16 protein-coding genes and 1 pseudogene are annotated in these 20,251 nt (G+C 63.2%); 9 read left to right on the top strand and 8 right to left on the bottom strand.

Going from position 1 to position 20,251, the window contains the following annotated elements:
• The 3 genes and pseudogenes from AC1DIP_RS16410 to AC1DIP_RS16400 form a co-directional block, all read left to right on the top strand.
• A pseudogene (locus AC1DIP_RS16410) lies at positions 1 to 147 on the top strand (IS481 family transposase); the annotation flags it as partial.
• A 131-nt stretch (positions 148 to 278) separates the two neighbouring features.
• Positions 279 to 1,352: a glucose 1-dehydrogenase gene (locus AC1DIP_RS16405; protein ID WP_285244058.1), complete on the top strand. Its 1,074-nt coding sequence runs from the start codon at positions 279 to 281 to the stop codon at positions 1,350 to 1,352.
• Positions 1,294 to 2,310, top strand: a complete 1,017-nt coding sequence (locus tag AC1DIP_RS16400) for an aldose 1-epimerase family protein (protein WP_350224165.1) — start codon at positions 1,294 to 1,296, stop codon at positions 2,308 to 2,310. Before AC1DIP_RS16405 ends, AC1DIP_RS16400 begins: the two co-directional genes overlap by 59 nt.
• Positions 2,311 to 2,431: 121 nt before the next feature.
• Here AC1DIP_RS16400 and AC1DIP_RS16395 read toward each other — a convergent pair whose 3' ends face one another.
• On the bottom strand, positions 2,432 to 2,869 hold the full coding sequence (locus AC1DIP_RS16395; RefSeq protein WP_477734361.1) for a MarR family transcriptional regulator: 438 nt from the start codon (positions 2,867 to 2,869) through the stop codon (positions 2,432 to 2,434).
• Between the two features lie 510 nt (positions 2,870 to 3,379).
• On the opposite strand from AC1DIP_RS16395, the gene AC1DIP_RS16390 reads away from it, so the two are divergent.
• The 6 genes from AC1DIP_RS16390 to AC1DIP_RS16365 all read left to right on the top strand — a co-directional run bounded on the left by AC1DIP_RS16390 (position 3,380) and on the right by AC1DIP_RS16365 (position 12,252).
• Positions 3,380 to 4,135: a ZIP family metal transporter gene (locus tag AC1DIP_RS16390; RefSeq protein WP_285244055.1), complete on the top strand. Its 756-nt coding sequence runs from the start codon at positions 3,380 to 3,382 to the stop codon at positions 4,133 to 4,135.
• A 21-nt stretch (positions 4,136 to 4,156) separates the two neighbouring features.
• Positions 4,157 to 4,789, top strand: a complete 633-nt coding sequence (locus AC1DIP_RS16385) for a hypothetical protein (protein WP_285244054.1) — start codon at positions 4,157 to 4,159, stop codon at positions 4,787 to 4,789.
• Entirely contained in the window at positions 4,782 to 6,641 is a 1,860-nt protein-coding gene (locus AC1DIP_RS16380) for a glycoside hydrolase family 15 protein (protein ID WP_477734360.1), read from the top strand. The genes AC1DIP_RS16385 and AC1DIP_RS16380 overlap by 8 nt, the downstream gene beginning before the upstream one ends.
• Positions 6,631 to 8,088: a phytoene desaturase family protein gene (locus tag AC1DIP_RS16375; RefSeq protein ID WP_285244052.1), complete on the top strand. Its 1,458-nt coding sequence runs from the start codon at positions 6,631 to 6,633 to the stop codon at positions 8,086 to 8,088. Before AC1DIP_RS16380 ends, AC1DIP_RS16375 begins: the two co-directional genes overlap by 11 nt.
• Positions 8,089 to 8,686: 598 nt before the next feature.
• Positions 8,687 to 10,522 carry a thiamine pyrophosphate-requiring protein gene (locus AC1DIP_RS16370; protein WP_477734359.1) on the top strand — a complete coding sequence of 612 codons (1,836 nt, stop codon included), beginning with the start codon at positions 8,687 to 8,689 and terminating at the stop codon, positions 10,520 to 10,522.
• A 383-nt stretch (positions 10,523 to 10,905) separates the two neighbouring features.
• The gene (locus AC1DIP_RS16365; RefSeq protein ID WP_285244050.1) at positions 10,906 to 12,252 is read left to right on the top strand and encodes an MFS transporter; all 1,347 of its coding nucleotides are present in this window, start codon (positions 10,906 to 10,908) and stop codon (positions 12,250 to 12,252) included.
• A 414-nt stretch (positions 12,253 to 12,666) separates the two neighbouring features.
• Here AC1DIP_RS16365 and AC1DIP_RS16360 read toward each other — a convergent pair whose 3' ends face one another.
• The 7 genes from AC1DIP_RS16360 to AC1DIP_RS16330 form a co-directional block, all read right to left on the bottom strand.
• Complete coding sequence (locus AC1DIP_RS16360; protein ID WP_285244049.1) at positions 12,667 to 13,788, bottom strand: enolase C-terminal domain-like protein; 1,122 nt, start codon at positions 13,786 to 13,788, stop codon at positions 12,667 to 12,669.
• 205 nt (positions 13,789 to 13,993) lie between these two features.
• Positions 13,994 to 15,562 (bottom strand): GMC family oxidoreductase, encoded by a 1,569-nt coding sequence (locus tag AC1DIP_RS16355; protein ID WP_285244048.1) that lies wholly within the window; start codon positions 15,560 to 15,562, stop codon positions 13,994 to 13,996.
• Positions 15,563 to 15,630: 68 nt separating this feature from the next.
• Positions 15,631 to 16,287, bottom strand: a complete 657-nt coding sequence (locus AC1DIP_RS16350) for a gluconate 2-dehydrogenase subunit 3 family protein (protein WP_477734358.1) — start codon at positions 16,285 to 16,287, stop codon at positions 15,631 to 15,633.
• Entirely contained in the window at positions 16,284 to 16,694 is a 411-nt protein-coding gene (locus AC1DIP_RS16345; protein WP_285244046.1) for a hypothetical protein, read from the bottom strand. Before AC1DIP_RS16345 ends, AC1DIP_RS16350 begins: the two co-directional genes overlap by 4 nt.
• Before the next feature lie 183 nt (positions 16,695 to 16,877).
• Positions 16,878 to 17,066, bottom strand: a complete 189-nt coding sequence (locus tag AC1DIP_RS16340) for a hypothetical protein (RefSeq protein WP_285244045.1) — start codon at positions 17,064 to 17,066, stop codon at positions 16,878 to 16,880.
• A 188-nt stretch (positions 17,067 to 17,254) separates the two neighbouring features.
• On the bottom strand, positions 17,255 to 18,274 hold the full coding sequence (locus tag AC1DIP_RS16335) for an SDR family oxidoreductase (RefSeq protein ID WP_285244044.1): 1,020 nt from the start codon (positions 18,272 to 18,274) through the stop codon (positions 17,255 to 17,257).
• A 59-nt stretch (positions 18,275 to 18,333) separates the two neighbouring features.
• Positions 18,334 to 20,103 (bottom strand): glycoside hydrolase family 15 protein, encoded by a 1,770-nt coding sequence (locus AC1DIP_RS16330; protein ID WP_285244043.1) that lies wholly within the window; start codon positions 20,101 to 20,103, stop codon positions 18,334 to 18,336.
• Between the last annotated feature and the right edge of the window lie 148 nt (positions 20,104 to 20,251).

Below are 20,251 nucleotides of genomic sequence, written 5' to 3'. Positions count from 1 at the left end.
TACGCCCGTCCTTACAGATCAGAGGCCGAGCGTGTTGCCGCTTTCGCTGGCTGGCTCCATCACTACAATCATCATCGAGGTCACACCTCACTCAAAGGTCAGCCACCGGCCAGCCGCGTCACCAACCTCTCAGGTCAATACACCTAGGCCAGCGGCTTGACTGTCCAATGCCCCATCCCGGAAATCAGCTGGCCCCTTCATATCCCATACTGTTGCACAAGCGCAACTAGTGCGGGAAGCTTAGCAATGAACCGTTTTTGATTTGAGGAGAAGAAGTAATGCGTGCGTTGACAGTTACTCCCGGGGAAAAAGATTCACTTAAACTGCGCGATGTTCCGGAGCCGGCCACCGGGGAGGGCGAGGTGCTGGTGGAGGCCCTGGCCGTGGGCCTGTGTGGGACCGACAGCGAAATCATCGGCGCCGAGTACGGGGAAGCACCGCCGGGCCAGGATTACCTGGTGCTGGGGCACGAGAACCTGGGCCGGGTGTTGGACGCGGCGCCGGCTTCCGGCTTGGCCAAGGGTGACCTGGTGGTGGGCATCGTCCGCAGGCCCGACCCTGAGCCATGCAAAGCCTGCGCCGCCGGGGAATGGGACATGTGCCTCAACGGGAACTACACCGAACATGGCATCAAAGGCCTCGACGGCTTCGCCAGGGAACGCTGGCGGGCAGACGGTGAGGCGATGGTGAAAGTGGACCCCGGTCTGGAGGATGTGGGTGTCCTGCTGGAGCCCACCACCATCGTGGCCAAAGCCTGGGAGCAGATCAACCGGATCGGGCAGCGGGCATTTTTCGACCCCCACACCGCCGTCGTGACCGGCGCGGGCCCCGTTGGCCTGCTTGCGGCGCTGCTGGGAGTACAGCAAGGCCTGGACGTGCACGTCTTCGACATCGTCACGGACGGGCCCAAGCCGGACCTTGTCCATGACCTGGGCGCGACTTACCACAGTGAGCCCCTGCCGGAGTCAGGCATCAAGCCCAATATCCTGGTCGAATGCACCGGTGTCACCCCCGTGGTCCTGGACGCGCTCAAGTGCCGGGCCCAGGACGCCGTCACCTGCCTGACCGGGGTTTCCGGAACCGGAAAACAGACAAAGGTGGACGTGGGCGCACTGAACCGCGAGGAGGTGCTCATGAACGGTGTGGTTTTTGGCAGCGTCAACGCCAACCGCCGCCACTACGACGCCGGCGCACAGGCGCTGGCCAAGGCGGACCGTGACTGGCTGCGCCGCCTCATCAACCGCCGGCTCCCGCTGGCTAACTTTGCTGAGGCCTTCAAACGCCAGACCGACGATGTCAAAGTCGTCCTCGATGTCACCCGTGGCACGGACGGAAACCCCAGCCATGAGTGACAGGACCCCGTGGGACGGCGGGACCGGCCATTGCCTCCCCTCGGGACGTCAGTATGAAATCTCTTTTGAACGACAAACAGCCGTGGTGACCGAAGTCGGGGGCGCCTTGCGGGATTACCTGCTGGACGGCCGGCCCCTGCTGGACGGTTATGGGCCCGAGGAGATGTGCACGGGCGCCCGGGGCCAATCCCTGATTCCATGGCCCAACCGCATCCAGGGCGGCAGCTACGAGTGGGAAGGCCAGCGGCTGCAGCTTGACCTGAGCGAGCCGGACAAGGGCGGGGCCATCCACGGGCTCACGCGGTGGCGGAACTGGGGGACCCCGGCTGTGGAACACACTGAGGACTCCATTTCCTTCACCTACACGCTCCACTCTTGCCAGGGCTGGCCGTGGGTGCTCGACTGCCGCCTTGACTACCATCTGGGCCCGGGAGGGCTGACCGTGCGGACCACGGCGATGAACCGAAGTGCGTCACGGTGCCCCTACGGGACGGGGGCGCATCCTTACCTCAGCACCGGAGTCAACACTCCCGGGGCCATCAATGCCGCGTTGGTCCAGGTGCCAGGGCGCACCTTCCTGCCCGTGGACGAGCGTGGCATACCCACCGGACATAAGGGGGTTGAGGGCACCGGGTACGACCTGCGGGAACTCCAACAACTTGGCGGGCGGCACATCGACGTCGCCTACACTGACCTGGTCCGTGACGCTGACGGGCGGGCCCGGGTGAAACTCCTGCGCCCGGATGATTCCGGAGGGGTTGAGCTGTGGGTGGACGGGTCCTATCCGTACCTGGAAATCTTCACCGGTGACACACTCCCCCAGCCGGACCGGCAGCGGAGCGGGCTGGGGGTTGAACCAATGACGTGTGCCCCGGACGCCTTTAACTCCGGCGAGGGCTTGATAACCCTTGAACCCGGGCAATCCCACAGCGGCGAGTGGGGGATCACGCCGCTCTGACCGGACTGCTGTGTCCGCGCAGCGTAGAGAGAATTGGCGCCAGCAGAGTGCCAACTATTGCGTAAACGCAAACATTGAGGTTGAATGAAGACATGGCTTGCGGCACCAGGACTTCGTCACTTCACGTGTTGGCTCCCAGGGTAAAGCGGCCGTCAGTGGTGCCTTGGACACCGGCGGCGGCCGCAAAAGCCTCCAGGGCCGCAGCCAGGGCCGGGCGTCGACCCAATGGCATCCTCAGAATGACCTCCGCGATGGCTTGCCGCCGGTGCTCGAGCACGGAGTTCACCAGAGCTTTCCCTTTTGTGGTCAGTTCGAGCCGGATGTATCGCCGGTCTGCCGGGTCTTCCCGCCGCTCGAGCAGGTCAGCAGCGACCAGCCGGTCGCAGATGCGCGTGGCGTTGGAGGCATGCACACCCAGTTCCGCGGCCACGCCGCCCAAATTTTGCGGTCCCCGGGTGTGGATGAGGACCAGGACCCGCAGTTGCGGAGTGTTCACCACGTCCTCCACCTCGGCAACGGAGCGGGACACGACGCGCAAAAGGGTATCCGCGGCACGCATTACCGCTTCAACTTCCCGGCTCGAAGGTTCCGGGACTAATTCAGATCCACCAGCTGTATCCATGAGTACCAGTTTCCTCCGATAGTTGCTTTCCCGCAAAGTTTGAAGATTCCAGAGCAGCAGTACGGGACATCCCCGCCGGATAAGGAGAAATTGTGGGAACACACCAGGCAAAAGGAGCCTTGGCGGAAACCGTCGATGGGATCGACCCGCTCATCAGGAAGATTCAAACCGGCGAGTTTGAGCGGTCCCTTTCGGCACTGACCGCCGTGGAGATTTTCCTTGGGCATCACAAAGCAATAAGGGGGTGCGGCCACTGGTGGCCCCCGGCCCTATCGGAGCAGTGCGCGGCGGTGGCGGAAGCCCTGCCTCCGCACGGCCAAGAACAGTGCTTCCTTTGGAGGTCGACAAATATCGGGCTCGCCACATGCTGACATCAATGGAAAGGACTCATCCTGTGAAAAACCTGCTTACCGAACCGACACCTTGCCTCCTGGCGGGGGTAGTGTAATGCCCGCATGGTTGCTGGCATGGATGTGGGGCACCATCGCCGGCGGCGCACTAGTCGTGGGGTGCGGCTTGGCGTGGAAGTGGAAAATCCCGTCCAAGGTCGTGTCATCGGTGATGTCCTTTGGCGCCGGCGTACTGATATCGGCCCTCGCGTTTGGGCTGGTTCAGGAGGCAGTGAACGGCGGTGGGCTGTGGCCGACGGTCGGAGGCTTCGCCACCGGCGCTGTGGTCTACGTGGCCGCCAACGCCCTGCTGGCCAGCAAAGGGGCCAAGCACCGGAAGCGGTCAGGCGGGAAACAACCCTCGGAGCAGCAAAAGCCGGGCAGCGGGACCGCCATCGCGATCGGGGCCCTCCTGGACGGTATCCCGGAGTCGGTCGTCCTGGGCGTGGGTTTGGTGACCGCCGGTGCAGTCAGCCCGGCCATGCTGGCGGCCGTGTTCATCTCCAACGTCCCCGAGGGCCTCTCCAGCACTGCGGGCATGAAAAAGGCCGGCCGGAGTGCCAAATATGTGTTTGGGGTGTGGGTGGGAATTGCTGTCATTTCGGGCCTGGCAGCCTTGGTTGGCTTCCTGGTCCTGCAGGACGCACCCGCGGAAGTTGTCGCCTTCATCACGGCCGTGGCCGCCGGAGCGATCCTTGCCATGCTCGCCGACACGATGATCCCGGAAGCCTTCGAAGAACACCACCTGCTCACCGGCCTCATCGCCGCCGTCGGATTCCTGGCCGCATTCACCGTTGACCAGGTCGGCGGCTGAACCATGACTGAAAGAAAACCCATGAGCTCCAATCCAGACAAGGCCGCCCGCGCCATCCCTGAGCCGCTGAATCCTGACCCCACTGGCCAGGACCCCAGCGCCACAGACCCAGCCGCGGATGCCAAACTGCAACTCCAGCTGGCCATCTTCGACGTCACCAGGGACGCCCAGGGCAAAAGCCTGCAAGAGATCCTGGAAAGGCTGCGGTCCGCCTTCGCAGCCCACGGCGTTCAGACACCGCCGGGCACCTGGCTTGAGTCCGTGGCTTCCTCGGCGTTCTACGGTGAGCCCTACATTATCGACCTCCCCGCGGCTGTGGCGGCCGACAATACCCTGCCCGCCCCAAGCACAGATGTGCGTCGCAGGCTTGCAATCCGACGCCGGCTGCGGCAGGAGAAGCTACCGGCGGGGACCTTCCCCTCCCCAACCTCCTGGGATGTACCGGCCAACGAGATCACCCACCACCGCAGGTCCGGGCACGTCCACCCGATTACCATCTCCCGGTCAGCAAGAGGGACCCGTATGGTCCTGGCGGCTGTCGGGGCGGTAATGGCGGTGCTTCTGGCCATCCGGGCTGTTCGGGAGCCCAAACACGCCCCAGCGCTGCCGCTCCAAGCACTCGAGGGTGCGGGCTGGAAGGATAACAATGCCTGAAATCAGTGATTACGCGATTGTCGGTGACCTGCACACGGCCGCGTTGATCAGCACCAGCGGGTCAATCGACTGGATGTGCCTGCCCAACTTCGACTCCCCCGCCTGCTTCGCTGCCTTGCTGGATACCCCTGCCGCTGGGCGCTGGCTCCTGGCACCTGCCGGGGAAGAAAAGTGCACCCGCCGCCGGTACCGCCCCGGCACACTCATCCTCGAAACCGAATGGGAGACTCCCGATGGAAGCGTCCGGGTTACCGATTTCATGCCGGTCCGCGACGACGCCGCCGACCTGGTTCGGATCGTCGAAGGGCTCAGCGGCGCCGTACAGATGTACGGGGAACTCTGCCTGCGCTTCGATTACGGCCACATCGTGCCGTGGGTGCGGCGCAAAGACCGCGGCCTCAGCGCTGTCGCGGGCCCGGACGCCGCTTACCTGACCACCGAGGCCCCACTCGAAGGACGGGACATGCGCACGATCAGTGAATTCACGGTGCGGGCCGGCGAAAAGGTGCCCTTCGTGCTGTCCTGGGTCCCCAGCAGCAAACCAGCCCCGCGCCAAACAGACCCCGGCAGTGCGCTCAGGGTAACGGAGGACTTCTGGCAGGACTGGATCAGCCGGAGCAAGATGGAGGGAAAGTACAAGGACGCTGTAGAACGTTCCTTGATCACCCTCAAAGGGCTCATTTACGCTCCAACGGGTGGCATCGTCGCAGCTCCCACCACTTCCCTGCCGGAGGACCCGGGTGGATCCAGGAACTGGGACTACAGGTTCTGCTGGCTTCGCGATGCGACCCTGACGTTGCAGTCACTGCTCGCCGGGGGCTACACCGACGAAGCTGCCGCCTGGCGGGAATGGCTGCTCCGCGCCGTCGCCGGCGACCCCGCCGACCTGCAAATCATGTACGGAATCGACGGCACCCGCCGCCTCCCCGAGACGGAACTGCCCTGGCTGTCAGGATTCGAAAACTCCAAACCTGTCCGGATAGGAAACGCTGCCGCTCCCCAGCTGCAGCTGGATGTATGGGGCGAGGTTCTGGATGGTCTCTCCCTGACCCGTGCGGCCTTTCCGGATACGGTTGATGATTCCTGGGTCATCCAGGTAGCACTCATGGAATACCTCGAAGGGGCATGGGACAAACCAGACAACGGGCTCTGGGAGATGCGCGGCCCCCGGCGCCAGAACACCCACTCAAAAGTCATGGCCTGGGTCGCCGCAGACCGCATGGTCAAAGGCATCCGGCAATCCGGGCTTCCCGGCCCCGAAGACCGCTGGGCCGCCTTGCGGGATACCATCCACGCTGACGTCATGACCCACGGCTTCGACACCGACCGCAACACCTTCGTCCAGTCCTACGGAACCAAGGAACTGGACGCGAGCCTCCTGCTAATCCCGCGCGTCGGGTTCCTGCCCCACGACCATCCCCGCGTCATCGGTACCGTGGACGCCATCCAGCAGCACCTCACCGATGACGGCTTCGTCCTCCGCTACCACCCACAAGCCAGCAACGACGGCCTGCCGGGAACCGAAGGCGTCTTCCTCGCCTGCTCCTTCTGGCTTGTCGACGCCCTACTGGGGATCAACCGGCGCCGCGAGGCCGAGGAACTTTTCGAGCGCCTCCTTAGCCTCCGCAACGACGTCGGCCTGCTCAGCGAAGAATGGGACCCCAGGAACCAGCGCCAACTGGGCAACACCCCACAGGCATTCAGCCACTTCCCCCTCATCCACTGCGCCCTGCAACTGCACCAGGGGAGTGCCAGGCAGAGCGACACGCCGCTGCGGAGCCCCACAACGGCGACCACGGCCGGCCCTACGGGCACGAAGACTCCCTCAGTGGAAGGGCAACGTGAAGGCTGACGCCGTAGTGGTGGGGGCCGGACCCAACGGGCTCGCTGCTGCCGTAACCTTGGCGCGGGCCGGGCTAAAGGTAAGGGTGATTGAGGGAGCACAGACGGTCGGGGGTGGAGCCCGGACGACAGAGCTGACGTTGCCCGGGTTCCGCCATGACGTTTGTTCAGCTGTCCACCCCATGGCCCTTGCCAGCCCTTTTTTCCGGGCCTTTGAACTTGAAAAGCGCATTGAGCTGCGCGTGCCGGAAATCTCCTACGCCCATGCAGTGGACGTAGCCACAGCCGGGATCGCATACCGCAGCCTCGCCCGAACCGCTGAGGACCTGGGCCCTGACGGGGAACGGTACCTCCGGCTGTTCCAACCCCTCGTTGAACGGGTCGACGGGATTACTGATCTCACCATGCACCAACTGCTGCGTATCCCCCGGGACCGCCTCGGATCGCTCCTCTACGCGGCCAGGACCCTTGAACAGGGCGGGCCCTGGTGGAACGCACGGTTCAAAGGAGACATCGCGCCCGCCATGGTCACTGGTGTCAGCGCCCACTGCATCGGGTCACTGCCCGGGCTGGCGACCAGCGGCACGGCGATGTTGTTGGGCGCGCTGGCCCATGCCGGCGGCTGGCCGGTCCCCGTCGGCGGATCCCAATCGATCGCCAATGCCATGGCGGAGGACCTGCTGAACCATGGCGGTGAGATAGTCCTCGGCTCTCCGATCACCGACTTGGCTGATGTCCGCGACGTTTCGCGGCCAGCGGCCATCCTTTTGGACCTCTCTGCAGCGGGGCTTGCCCAAGTCGCCGGAGCCGAACTCCCCACAAGCTACCTGCGCAAACTTGCCTCCTTCCGGTATGGGAACGCGGTCAGCAAGGTCGATTTCGCTCTCTCAGGGCCCGTACCGTGGGCCAATCCTTCCCTTGGCGCAGCCCCCACCGTCCACTTGGGCGGAAGCAGGGCAGAGATGTCGCGGGCGGAGGCTGAGGTAGCGTCCGGAGGGTATCCCCGACGGCCCTTTGTCCTTGCCTGCCAACCATCGACCCTGGACAGCGGCCGTGCCCCCTCCGGAAACCACATCCTGTGGACCTACACCCACGTCCCTGCGGGGTCAAGCGTGGACTCGACAGAAACGATCATCCGACGGGTCGAACAATTCGCGCCGGGCTTCCGGGACGTCATCCTCGCTACGCACTCGATCACAGCCCACCAATACAGCGAGTACAACCCGAACTACGTTGGAGGCGACTTCTCCGCAGGTGCACTGTCGGCCCGCCAACTGCTCAAACGGCCGGTTATCTCATCCGACCCTTGGCGGACACCGGCAAAAGGTGTCTACCTGTGTTCATCCTCAACGCCACCGGGACCCTCGGTCCATGGCCTGTGCGGGTGGTACGCCGCCCAGTCCGCCCTTAAACGAGAATTTGGACTGTCCTCACCGGAACTGACGTACCGGACGTAGCCGCCGGGTAAGCAGGCACTGGTACCGGGCAAGTTGGCGTGTTGAAGACCTGGATGCGCACCAGCGGCGGCAGTTCATCGCCCGGACGCTTGTCCTCGTGATTGCCAGCTGCGGTTCTTGGCCTACTGCGCTCCCTGAAACCTGGAAGAGGGAACAGCAGAGCGCTCGGCTGCCGGCGGTAAGGGGACAGTACAAAACATTTCCTTTGCGTTCCCGCAATGGTAGCGTAGTGGCAAGGAACCCCAAACCCTGCAACATGCCGGCAAAATGCCGCCTTTCAGGAAAGGGAAGATCATGAATCAAGGTTCAACAGCCTTAATCCAGTGGTTGTGCTGGATAGTTGCGGTCATCAGCGCTGTCGCCGCACTGGTTCGGGCCGGTGTGGCTTCCACCGCTGGGGTCGTTCGGCAGAAAAGCGGACAGATAGGCGTGCTCTGGATCCTGTGCGCCGCTTCTGTTCTCACCGGCTTTATCCTCGCAGCAGCCGCTGTCCGGAGCGGCAGCTGAACAACGCCCGGTTGCGCGCCGGTGGTCCTCAGCGAGGCCCCGAGTGGTCACGATTCCCGTTAAGCCAACACCAATACCAGGAGGAAGAACCATGGCAACTGTCAGCGACTTTGTGGTCCAACGCGTGAGGGATTGGGGGGTCAGCCGCATCTTCGCTTTTCCCGGCGACGGCATCGGCGAATTCGACGGTGCTTTGGAGAAAGCCCAACGCGCTGACGTGGGCCTGAAGTATGTGCGCCCCACACATGAGGAGATCTGCTCGCTGATGGCCACGGCGCACGCCAAGTTTACCGGTGAAGTCGGCGTGTGCGTCGCGACCTCCAGCCCGGGTGCTTTCCACATGCTCAACGGACTCTATGACGCCCAGATGGACAACCAGCCAGTCGTAGCTATCGTGGGCCAGCAGGGGCTCAACGCGCTGGGCACCTTCACGCAGCAGGAGAGCAACCTCGAACGCACCCTTGCGGACGTCGCCGTCTATGTCCAGACGATCGTCTCCCCTGAACAGGCCCAGGCCGTCGTTGACACAGCTTTCCGTACCGCCAAAGTCCGGCTGGGACCGGCCGTGATCATCTTTCCTCACGACGTGCAGGGAATGAAGATGCCCGAGCTTTCGCCCCAGAACTGGGTATCGCGCTCCAGCGCCGTCGCCCCGTCCATCTCAATCGTCCCCTTACAAAGCGAGATCGAGAAGGCAGCAGCAATCATCAACGCGGGCAGTAAAGTCACGTTCATCGTCGGCCACGGGGCGAACGGGGCCACGGATGAGGTCCTTAGAGCCGCAGAACTCTGCGGGGCCGGCCTGATTACGGCCTTACGCGCGAAACAGGTAGTTCCCTCCGACGTGCCGCACCATTCCCAGCAGCTCGGACTCCTGGGTTCCCTGCCCAGCGCGCACCAAATGAGCGGTTGCGACACTCTGGTATTGCTCGGGACGAACTACCCCTACAGCCAATTCCTGCCCAAAAGCGGGCAGGCGCGGGCCATCCAGATCGATCTCAAACCCGAGCAGATGGGGCTGCGCTACCCCACCGAACTCAACCTGTGGGGAGACGTGAGAGCAACCCTCACCGCGCTTATCCCGCATCTGGACTCGAAAACCGACCTCTCCTGGCAGAATACGGTCGCCGAGGAGATGCTGGAATGGGAAAGGGAGATGGACGCACAGGCAATGCTGTCCTACGAAGACGGCGTCAACCCCCGCCGGGTCTACCACGAATTGAACAAACGCCTGCCCCCACGCGCCATAGTCACCGCGGACGCCGGCTCCACGGCGGACTGGTACGGACACCACATCAGGCTCCGCCGCGGCATGCTCGGGGACCTTTCCGGACGCCTGGCCAGCATGCTCGCCGCCATGCCGTACGCGACAGCAGCCAAGTTCGCCTACTCCGACCGGTCAGTTATCTGCACCATCGGCGACGGCGCCTTCCAGATGCTCGGCATGAACGAACTGATAACCATCAAGAAATACCTGCAGGAATGGGAGAACCCGCAGCTGATCATCATGGTTCTGCACAACAACGACCTCACGCAAGTGTCCTGGGAGATGCGCACCGAGGACGCAAACCCCGTTTGGTCCACCTCCCAGGACGTTCAGTCGATTGACTACGCCGGATGGGCGGAATTGCTCGGCTTCACCGGAATCCGTGTCAAGACCGACGACGAGGTCGCCGCCGCTTGGGACACGGCATTCGCGCACCAGGGAATCACCCTCATTGACGCCTACACCAGCAAAAACGTACCGCCCCTCCCCCCGCACATCACCCTCGAGTTCGCCAAGCACACCGCAGAAGCGCTGCTCAAGAAAGACCCTGACGGGGTCGATGTCGTACGCGACTCCGCCAAAGCCCTCCTCACCGAAGGAATTGAACGCGTCAAGGGAAAACTGCATCTTGGCCAGGACCACGACGACAAAGAACACTAACAGGAGCACCAACGAAGGCCGGGAGTTGGAGAACCGCTCTAGTCGGACCATTTATGACCTTTCATCGCTCAGGCGTTGTGGCCGAAACGCGTGGGATTACCGCAGGCTTCAATCCAGGCTGGCCGATGAAGGTCAAGGACACTCAAAAGGCGAGGCATTTCATCTTGCGATGAAGCAACAATTGCGTGAAAATAAGAGTTAGGGTTCGCGGGTGGTGCCTACCTCTCAGTCGGCTGGGGGTGTGTTCCAGTGTTCGCGGCTCCACATGTTAAGAGTCCTGCTCGTTCCGCCGGTCGGGCGGAAAGTGGCCTACGGGTCCACGGGAGAGCAATCGGCGTACTGGGGCGCGGTCTCATCGGCCATATTGCGAAGGAGCATTTCCGATGGCACAGAAAGTAACGGCATCACCGGCAGTGGGTAATGCGCGGTGGAAGCGGCTGATTCCCGTCGCAATCATTGTCTACATCATCTCGTTCATGGACAGAACCAATATCGGGTTCGCCCTCAACGGACTCCACCAGGACCTGGGCATCGACGCCGCCCAGCAGGGACTGGCGGCCGGCATCTTCTTCATTGGGTATCTCGTCCTGCAGATCCCCGGGGGCCATCTTGCCGAGCACTGGAGTGCGAAGAAATTCGTTGGCATCATGGTACTCATTTGGGGCGTGTTGGCCGTCCTCTCCGGATTCATCCAGGACTTCACCCAACTGCTCGTGGTGCGCTTCTTCCTCGGCGTCGCCGAAGCCGGGATCTGGCCTGCCATCCTTGTTCTGATCAGCCACTGGTTCCCCGCGGCCGAACGCGCCCGGGCATACGCGTTCTGGATGATGAACATTGCCATCGCTTCCATCATCACTGCGCCCCTCTCCGGCTGGATCCTCTCCTTCTCGGACTGGCGGTGGCTGTTCATCATCGAAGGCATCTTCCCGTTCGTCATCGCCGCGCCCCTGTGGTGGGCCCTGATCGCCGACCACCCCCGGGAGGCCAAGTGGTGCTCCGTCCAGGAGCGTGAATACATCGAAAAGGGCCTTGCTGCTGATGCCGCGGCCCATCCCCAGCAGGAAAAGCTCGGCCTGCGCCATGTCCTGTCCAACGCAGTGGTGTGGCGGCTGACCCTGGTGTACTTCCTCATCCAGATTGGCTTCTACGGCATCAACATTTGGTTGCCCCATGTGATCAAGACGATCACCTCCGGATCTTCCCTCGAGGTCGGCTTTGTCACCGCGATCCCGTACGTGTTGGCGATGTTCGGCCTTTGGTACAACGCCAAGGCAGCCGACCGTTCCGGCCGCTACTCCACCCACGTGCTGCTGTCCATGGCCATCGGTGCTGTTGCCCTGGTCATCTCGGTGGCAACCGGGGATAACCTTCCGTTCCTGGCCGTCACCCTCATCAGCATCGCGGTCGCCGGGGCCCTGGCTTACGATGGCCCCTTCTGGGCCTCGGCGTCCCGTGCCATGCCGGTGGCCGTCGCCGGCACCGCGATGGGGTTGATCAACGCAGTTGGCAACCTCGGCGGATTCGTCGGACCCTACGTGGGTGGTTACCTGCAGGACGTGACGCACGGCAGCTTCCTCGCCACATCCTTCTTCCTGGCGGCATGTTTGCTGGCTGCCGGCCTGGTGATGCTGACTCTCCGGCGTGGCGGTGACAGGCCGGTGCATGGCCGGCTTCCTAAGGATCATTCCCGCAGGCCGGACGCCCAGAAGCCTATGAAGAAGACTCCTTGAGAGTAGGGGCCCTCGCTCACGCCTGAGCGGAGGTGCAATGTTATTCGACCTTCTGGGCGCTCAGATCACCGGCCGTCGTTTGGCCGGTGATCTGAGAGCTATTGACGACCGTTCGGGAGGATGAGCTTCCCAGGGGCTGCCTGGGTGTTCCGGTCAAACCACAGCGCGGGGAAGACGGCAATTTGTCGTTACCTCCCCGATGACGTACGCCTGGATTTGATCGGCCACACACACCGTGAAGCACTGTCAGGCTCGCCTCCGAGGGGAGCCGCCCTGAAAGCTGCTGACACGCTGACTGGTACCACCGACAGATCCGCACGGGCCTTTCGTGAGGCATGGAGTTATCCGTCTAACCGGTCACCGTGGGCGCCGCTGAGTAAGTACCTGCGGTCGGCACGTGTCTGCCGGGTTTGTCTAAGCCACCCGGTACTTGTCGACGGCGGAGCTGCGAAGGGACAGCCCGTTGCCTGGGGAGTCTGAATTGGGTGCGATCGTGCCGCCGCTGGGATCCAGGGTCCCTTCAAAGAATGTCCGTTCGATCCGGACGTGGTCGTGGAACCACTCCAGATGGCGAAAGTTTTCTGTCGCGGCGGCGGCGGGAGCGCTCAGGTTCGGTGCGCAGTGGCCGGACACCTGAAGTCCATATGCGGCCACCGCAGCTGCTATCCGCAGCCACTGGGTGATGCCGCCGCAGCGTGAGACGTCCAGTTGCACGCAGTCCACAGCTTCGGCTTGGCATAACCGCTGGAAGTAGAACAAGTCGGTACCGTATTCCCCCGCGGCAACGTCGGCAGTTATTGCCTCCTTGACGGTCCGCAGTCCGAGCAGGTGGTCGGAGGACACGGGCTCTTCAAACCACGCAAGCCGGGATTCCCGAGCCGCTTCGAAAACCCTTATGGCTTGTTTTGCCGTGTAGGCGCCGTTGGCGTCGACGAAAAGTTCTGCGCCATCCCCAATGATGGTGCGTGCCTCATGAATGCGCTGCAGGTCCCGTGGGATGTCATTTCCGTTGTCCTGACCGATCTTTATTTTCACCCGGGGGATCTGCTGGCCGTGGACCCAGCCGGCAAGCTGGTCCTCCAGCTGTTGACGGGAGTAGGTGGTGAACCCGCCGCTGCCGTAAATGTTGACCGTGTCGCGCGCCGCTCCCAGGAGGCGGTCCAGGGGAAGGCCAAGCAAGCGTGCCTTCAGATCCCATAAGGCACAGTCCACCGCGGAGATGGCGTAGCCGGCGAGCCCGCTCCGACCGGTGTTGCGAACGGCCCTCAGCATCGATAGGGCTGCGCCTGTGGTGTCCCAGGCACACCGACCGGAAATTGCCGGTTCGAGCAGTTCTGTGATCAGCTTTGAGCAGGAGGCAGGTGCATACGTCCAGCCGATCCCTTCGCAGTCGGCGGCCCGGGCACGGACCACCACAACCGTGGTGGAATCCCAGGCGAATGTGCCGTCTGCCTCCGGGCTATCGGTGGGGATTGTGTACGTGCCGACGTCCAGACCGGTGAGGGCCGGATCTGATGTAGTTCGCGTGGCGGGCATGGTCAGCCTTTCTTGTTTGTGAGGGTTTCTGCACTTCTGCTTTGGCTCCCCCTTCAGCCGTTAGCACCAACTACTGGAGGCTTCCCCGCAGCTCCTTTGCGACCTCTTCAAAGGAAGTAGCGGACGTCCGGATCCCTTGTGCCTTTTCATAAGCGGTGGCTGGAGTCAAAAGCCGGGAAGGCTGGACGTGTGCGGGCTGTGCGGGTCAGGTGGGTTTGCTGGCACCGCCGGCGATCAATCGATCCGCGGCGCGGGCTGCGACGGCCATGATGGTTAGTGCCGGGTTGGCACTTCCCTGGGTCGGCAATACGCTTCCGTCTGTGATGTAGAGGTTGGGTACGGCGAAGCTGCGGCAATCCGCGTCGACAACGCCGTGCTGTTCGTCCGCGGCCATTCGCGCTCCGCCGACAAGGTGGGCAAAGCGTCTAATGGTGATGACTTCCTCGGCGCCCGCCCCGTGCAGGATCTTCTCCATGGCTCCCTGGGCCGCCTGCATCAGCTGGCGGTCATTGTCGCATTGGGAGTAGTGGAAGTGGGCTACTGGCATTGAATTTCTGTCCTTTTCCGAAGCAAGAGTTACGCGGTTTTCGGCTTGCGGCAAGAACTCGCAGAGCGCTCCCAGACAGGCCCAGTGCACGTAGTCGGTCATGTATTCACGCAGCTTTCCCCCCCAATGACCCTGGGCAGCGACGTGCTCTGCCCAGGTGATGGGCAGCGGCGATACCGTCTGTATGGAGAACCCGCGCTTGTACGGCTTGGACGGATCAGTTTCGTAGAAGTCCTCAGAGCTGACTTCCGGCGGTGGGGCCTTCCACATGCGTACCTCTGATTCGAATCTGCCGGCCGTCTGGGGTGCCCCCTGGACCATTAGGTACCGCCCCACCTGGTCGAAGTCATTGCATAGCCCCTCGGGGAATCGTTTGCAGGCGGAGTTGAGCAGCAGGCGTGGGGTCTCGATTGAATAACCGGCGACGGCGACGATCCGGGCGCGTTGGAAGCGGGCCCGTCCGTGCCGGATGTAGTGCACTCCGGTGGCCTTGCCTGTTTTGTCGTCTATTTCGATCCTGGTGACCATCGAGTCGGCCCGAACTTCCGCACCATGGTGCAGGGCGTCGGGGATATGGGTGATCAGGGGTGATGCTTTGGCGTTGACCTTGCAACCCTGAAGGCAGAACCCACGGTAAATGCAGTGCGGCCGGTTGCCGAAGCGGCCATTGGAGATCGCGACCGGGCCGACCTTGGCCGTTATGCCGGAGGCCAGCGCACCCCGCAGGAACAATTCGCCGTTGCCCGAAACGGGGTGCGGGCTGTGGGGATATGAGTGGGGGTCGCCCCACGGCCAGTGCTCGCCGGCTACGGGCAGTTCTCCCTCGATGTCCTCGTAGTAGGACTTGAGGTCCCCATACTCCAACGGCCAGTCGGCGCCCACGCCATCGGCGCTGTAGGTATGAAAGTCGCTGGGATGGAACCTGGGCGTGTAGCCGGCGTAGTGCACCATGGAGCCGCCCACTCCCCTCCCGGAGTTATTCGAACCGAGCGGTACCGGGTCGTCTCCGGAAATGATCCGGGGTTCGGTCCAGTACAGATGATGCGAGCCTGCTTCGTCGCTCACCCAGTCACGTTCGGGGTCCCAAAACGGGCCCGCGTCCAAGGCCACAGCCTTCCAGCCTGCGCGGGCCAGGCGCTGCAGCAGGGTTGAGCCGCCGGCACCACAGCCGACGATCGCTATGTCGACCTCTTCCTCGTCGCGAAACTGGGCCATGTCGGTACGCATGGCACGATTTGTTCCGGGCACGGGAGGCAGCAACCAGGCGGAGGCGTTGCGGTCTTTTACCGAAGCCATCAGCGTTGTCTTCCTGTTTGGGACTTGGCCGTATGTGCTGCAGGATCCTGGGCCGGGCGCGCGTCTGCCACCTCGAAAGGTTCGCGGGCGTTGAGACCGAGATTTTTGTATCCCCGGGGATAGGCGGGCCCGGCGAAACCTATCTCATCCCAGGCCAGGGGGTGCGAGTAGAAGGCCGTGCATGCGTACCGCGTCCACAGGCTCCAGACCCTCGACGTCTGTCGGCCCCGCCACATTTCCGCTGCCTGAATGTCGGTCAGGAGCAGTGCTTGTTTTTCCCAGGAAAGCTCGGCGAATGCCCTTTCGTGGCGTTCACGGGCCTCGGCGTCCAGCTCAGCCAGGGTGCTGCGCCAGGCAGCCGGGTCCGGCTCCATGTCGTCGTAGTGCCAGCCGTCGGTCTGGTCCTCAGCGAGGCGGGTTTCGACCATGTTCACCACTGGAACCCGGGGCTCTTGGCGCTGGTCAAGCAACTGATCAAACAGGGCCCTCGCGGCCGCCTCTTCCGCTACGGTAAAAAACCGCAGGTCTGTGGGCCGTCCCAGGCGGGCCAGCACCACGCCCTGGGTCACCCGGTCCCAATGCGGGGATTGTCCTTGCACGTCGATGCCGGGAAAGCGGCCGCCGCCGTCTTTGGGGTCAAGCGGGAGTACTGTCACTTTTCCCTCCTCAGTACTGCGGCAAGCAAGCCCATCCCACCGACCAGCGTCACCAGGAGCGGTGCCAGTAACGGTGGTCCCATCTCCATGTTGTAGGTCAGGTTGGAGAATCCTCCGGGTTTTTGGGCGATGCCCCGCGCGTGCAGGTACGTTCCCTGCAAGCCGTTGGCGATGATGGCCGCGGAAGCCAGGGGAAGCGCTGTCTTAGCCATCCTCTTGCTAAAGATTCCGGCGATCCCGGCAGCCGCTCCGACCGGACCGAGGGCGACCGGGAGCCACATGAGTTTGTTGCCGAAGCTTGCCTTGTCGTGTTCAAAGTATATTTCCGCCGCGGTAACCAGGGCCCCGGCCGCAGTGAGGCCGGAAAGTGATCGCTCAAATCGGCCGGTTTCCACATTCCGGATCATGCGGTCTATCCCGTGAATGGTTGCCTTGGTTGGAACTGGTGTTTTCATTCCGCTCCCCGTTCTCACGCTGCTTCTTTTATTCCGCAAATTGTTCCTGTGCTACAAACCTGGCGCTGATCCCTTGTGGCCCACTCGGCACTGCATCATCCGCGCCAACGCGGCGTCATCCGCGCCAACGTGGCGTCATCCGCGCCAGCGTGGCGCCGGAGCGGGAGAGCCCCTTTGGCGCCGTCCGGCGGCCGCGAATTCCATGCCTGCGAACAAGCCGGCGATCACGGCGTCCAGGGCGGCTGGCCTGCGGCGCCGACGGTCGGCGATGGCCAGGGCAATCATGCTGACGGAATGCAGTGAGTCCACCACGCCGGCACCCACGCGGACCGTACCTGAGGCTGGGGCTGCCCCGACGGCTATGGCTTGAATGAGGTGTCTGGCACCCAGAATCCGCATTACGGCCCGGACACGTGCATCCGGTTGTTGGCCTACCGCAACACGGTAAACCGGCGCCGGGAACGCCACCTGGCATAGGCCGTAAGCTCCCCGGGTGATCTCCAGGGCCCTCATCACTGCCGCCTCTTTCCCAGCAGCATAGGGAACAACGTCAACAATGCGGCCGCTGCTCCGCTCACGGCGAGAAGGGCGCCGTGGTGCTGGGATGCCCACAATTGGACGCTTCGGTCTGCTGAGCGGGCATCGAATGCGCCGTGGGTGCCGAAGTCCCGCTCTTCGTCGGTCGGTTTCCACAGGTTGACGGGTTGTTCGGGGTCGCGCGGTTGTGGCCTTTGCTGGGATTTGAATCCTGTCCGGGCAAGGTACCTGTCGAGCAGTCCGGGGGCGACGGCATTGGCCACCAGGGTGCCCATGGTGCTTCCGCCCACCCAGTACTCCCGGCGCTGCGGGTGCGCGGCGGCGTAAAGGACGCCACGCGCTGCGACTTCGGGCTGGTAGATGGGCGGCACCGGCTGGGCTTTGTTCGGCAGGCGGGAAAGCACCCAGCTGAACTGTGGGGTGTTGACAGCCGGCATCTGCACCATGGTGGTCCTGATCGGGCTTCGATCGTGAAGCAGTTCGCACCGAAGGGATTCGTTGAAGCCCTGGATGGCGTGCTTTGCACCGCAGTAGGCGGACTGGAGCGGGATTCCCCGATAGGCAAGAGCCGAGCCTACCTGGACAATGGTGCCCTGCCCCTGCTTCTTCATCCGGTCCAGAGCGATCATTGTTCCGTAGACGTAGCCAAGATAGCTGACCTCCGTGACCCGCTTGTATTCCTCGGGTTTAATCTGGTCAAAGGGGGCGAAGACTGAGGTGAAAGCTACGTTGACCCAGATGTCGATTGGGCCCAGTTCCCGCTCGACCCGCGTGGCGGCCTTGTCGAGGGCATCATGGTCGGCGGTGTCCACCGCGACCGTCAGTGCCCGTCCCCCTGCCGCTTCCACTTCCCTTGCGGCACCGGCCAGCCCTGCTTCACCGCGGGCGAGCAGGGCGACTGAGGCCCCTTGTTGGCCGAAGCCGACAGCCGTGGCCCGGCCGATACCACCGCTCGCGCCCGTTACAACGACTGTCCTGTCTTTGAAGGTGTTCATGCGTGCTCCTCGTCGTGCCTCGGTTACTTCGCCAAATAGCTGATCGGTAGTGCCCGCTGCTAGGAATTCAGTCCCCGCCACGGGGGCGGAGGATCCGCCAGCCGGCGCGAGGTCTCGAGCATGGCGGCGTGTACAAAGGCCTGTGGGAAATTCCCCCGGAGTTGGCGTTGCTCGACGTCATACTCCTCCGTAAAGAGGCCGGGAGAGCCGCAGGCAGCCCGGTTTCTTTCGAACCAGCGGGCCGCTTCGGTGGTCTCTCCGCTTTGATGGAGGGCCATGGCCATGTCGAAGCCGCACAGCAGGAAAGCTCCCTCCGACTTGGCCAGAGCCCGTCCGTCCTGGCGGAAGCGATACAGGTATCTATCACGGGCCAGGGTGTCTTGCACCGTCTTGAGAGTGGCTACCGACCGGGGGTCATCGGGCGGAAGAGCACCCCGGATCACCGGAAGAAGCAGGGACGCGTCGACGCGGTCATCATCCGGTGCGCGTTGCCACCGCCCGCTGGGGTGCAGGCAGTCGTTGGCCACGTCAGTAATCAGGGTGTCAGCCTGGGAGGTCCACTTCGCTCCCTGCTGCGGCGGTGCATTACGGCCAATGGCTCGCAGGCCTGCAGCGCAGATGAGGCGGGAGTGGGCCCACTTGCGGTTGTCGAGTTCCCACATGCCCGCGTCAGGTTCCTGCCACCGCGCCATGATCGCATCCGCGCAGATTTCTGCCGCCTTCCAGTGCTCAAGGTCCAGCCGGTCATTCTCGGCAGCGGCGGCGAACAGCAGCAGGGACTCCCCGAACGCGTCCAACTGGAATTGGTCATTGACCCAGTTGCCGGCCCGGCCGGCCCCACCCGGGTACCCGGGCAGCCCAACGTCCCATTCATCCGGGACCTTCCCGCCCTCGGTGGTGTAAGCCGGGCGCATGCCCGGTCCGTCAGTGAGCAGTCTGGAGGCAACAAAACCCACCGCATCATCCAGAAGTGGAAACATCTTGCAAGCCGCGACTGCCTGGCCGACATAACACTGGTCCCGGATCCACGCGTACCGGTAGTCGTAATTCCTCTTTTGCTCGGCCCGCTCAGGCAAGCCCATGGTGGACGCGGCCACCATCGCTCCCCCCACCCCCGTCATTCCGCGCAGAACCGCATACGACTGTCTGCAGTCGTCGGCAGATATCGTGTTATCAAACTGGGGAACCACCGAATGCCAGGCATTTTCTGTTGCGCTCCAGGCCGGCCCCGGCTCCACCGGCTCCACGGGCAGTTGGTGATCGGAGATTTCCAGCACCAGATCGTGATAGTCGCCTTCCGCCAGCTCAAAAACCGCTTCAAGACCATGTTCTCCGGACTTCGCCCCTGACGCACCGACCAGACGCACTTTGAGATTCCCGGAGCTCGCTGTCCAAACACCGTCGTGGCAGGAAAGCCGCGCCATCTTGTGCTTGCCGAAGTTCGCCCGTGCGTCCAGAATCATCCGCACCGACGCGGGACCCAGAACAGCAGAAATCCGGCGCAGCAGCACCGCCCGGGTTGGGTCCCCGGGATATGCCAGCGCTTCCCGGCATTCGATGATCCCCGCCCCCGTTACCCAACGGCTCACCCAAATCAGTGTTCCGTCCTCATACTGTCCGCCCCATACATAACGCGGATCAGTCGGACTTACGGCGAACGCTCCCGGACCACCCAGAAGACCCGAGAAAACGGCATCGTCATGCCAGCGCGGCGCGCACATCCACACCACGTCCCCCCGGGGACCTATCAAAGCAGCCCGGGCACCGTCAGCAACCATCGCATACTCCCGCAACACATGTGGGGGAAAGTCTGCCAAGGCGTCGAACATACCACCGAGTCTAGAGGTAATAGTTGCCTAAGCGCAATGGAAAACCGCAGATTGGCCAGCCGCACACCGAGGTCCACCGCTTTCCCTTCAAGGCCTTGATAGCACGGTGGATGCGTCACCTGCACCCATGGGTTCTTCTCCTGCCCCA

The organism is Pseudarthrobacter sp. 05T312 (genome assembly GCF_056396685.1).
Note: the sequence above shows the minus strand (reverse complement) of the source record. Positions and strands in the feature narration are given on the sequence as shown.

Bases quoted from the DNA above. Each gene is read 5' to 3' on its own strand.
- AC1DIP_RS16405 (WP_285244058.1), top strand. From the start codon at position 279: ATGCGTGCGTTGACAGTTACTCCCGGGGAAAAAGATTCACTTAAACTG.
- AC1DIP_RS16400 (WP_350224165.1), top strand. From the start codon at position 1,294: ATGTCAAAGTCGTCCTCGATGTCACCCGTGGCACGGACGGAAACCCCA.
- AC1DIP_RS16395 (WP_477734361.1), bottom strand. From the start codon at position 2,869: ATGCGTGCCGCGGATACCCTTTTGCGCGTCGTGTCCCGCTCCGTTGCC.
- AC1DIP_RS16390 (WP_285244055.1), top strand. From the start codon at position 3,380: ATGCCCGCATGGTTGCTGGCATGGATGTGGGGCACCATCGCCGGCGGC.
- AC1DIP_RS16385 (WP_285244054.1), top strand. From the start codon at position 4,157: ATGAGCTCCAATCCAGACAAGGCCGCCCGCGCCATCCCTGAGCCGCTG.
- AC1DIP_RS16380 (WP_477734360.1), top strand. From the start codon at position 4,782: ATGCCTGAAATCAGTGATTACGCGATTGTCGGTGACCTGCACACGGCC.
- AC1DIP_RS16370 (WP_477734359.1), top strand. From the start codon at position 8,687: ATGGCAACTGTCAGCGACTTTGTGGTCCAACGCGTGAGGGATTGGGGG.
- AC1DIP_RS16365 (WP_285244050.1), top strand. From the start codon at position 10,906: ATGGCACAGAAAGTAACGGCATCACCGGCAGTGGGTAATGCGCGGTGG.
- AC1DIP_RS16360 (WP_285244049.1), bottom strand. From the start codon at position 13,788: ATGCCCGCCACGCGAACTACATCAGATCCGGCCCTCACCGGTCTGGAC.
- AC1DIP_RS16355 (WP_285244048.1), bottom strand. From the start codon at position 15,562: ATGCGTACCGACATGGCCCAGTTTCGCGACGAGGAAGAGGTCGACATA.
- AC1DIP_RS16345 (WP_285244046.1), bottom strand. From the start codon at position 16,694: ATGATCCGGAATGTGGAAACCGGCCGATTTGAGCGATCACTTTCCGGC.
- AC1DIP_RS16335 (WP_285244044.1), bottom strand. From the start codon at position 18,274: ATGAACACCTTCAAAGACAGGACAGTCGTTGTAACGGGCGCGAGCGGT.
- AC1DIP_RS16330 (WP_285244043.1), bottom strand. From the start codon at position 20,103: ATGTTCGACGCCTTGGCAGACTTTCCCCCACATGTGTTGCGGGAGTAT.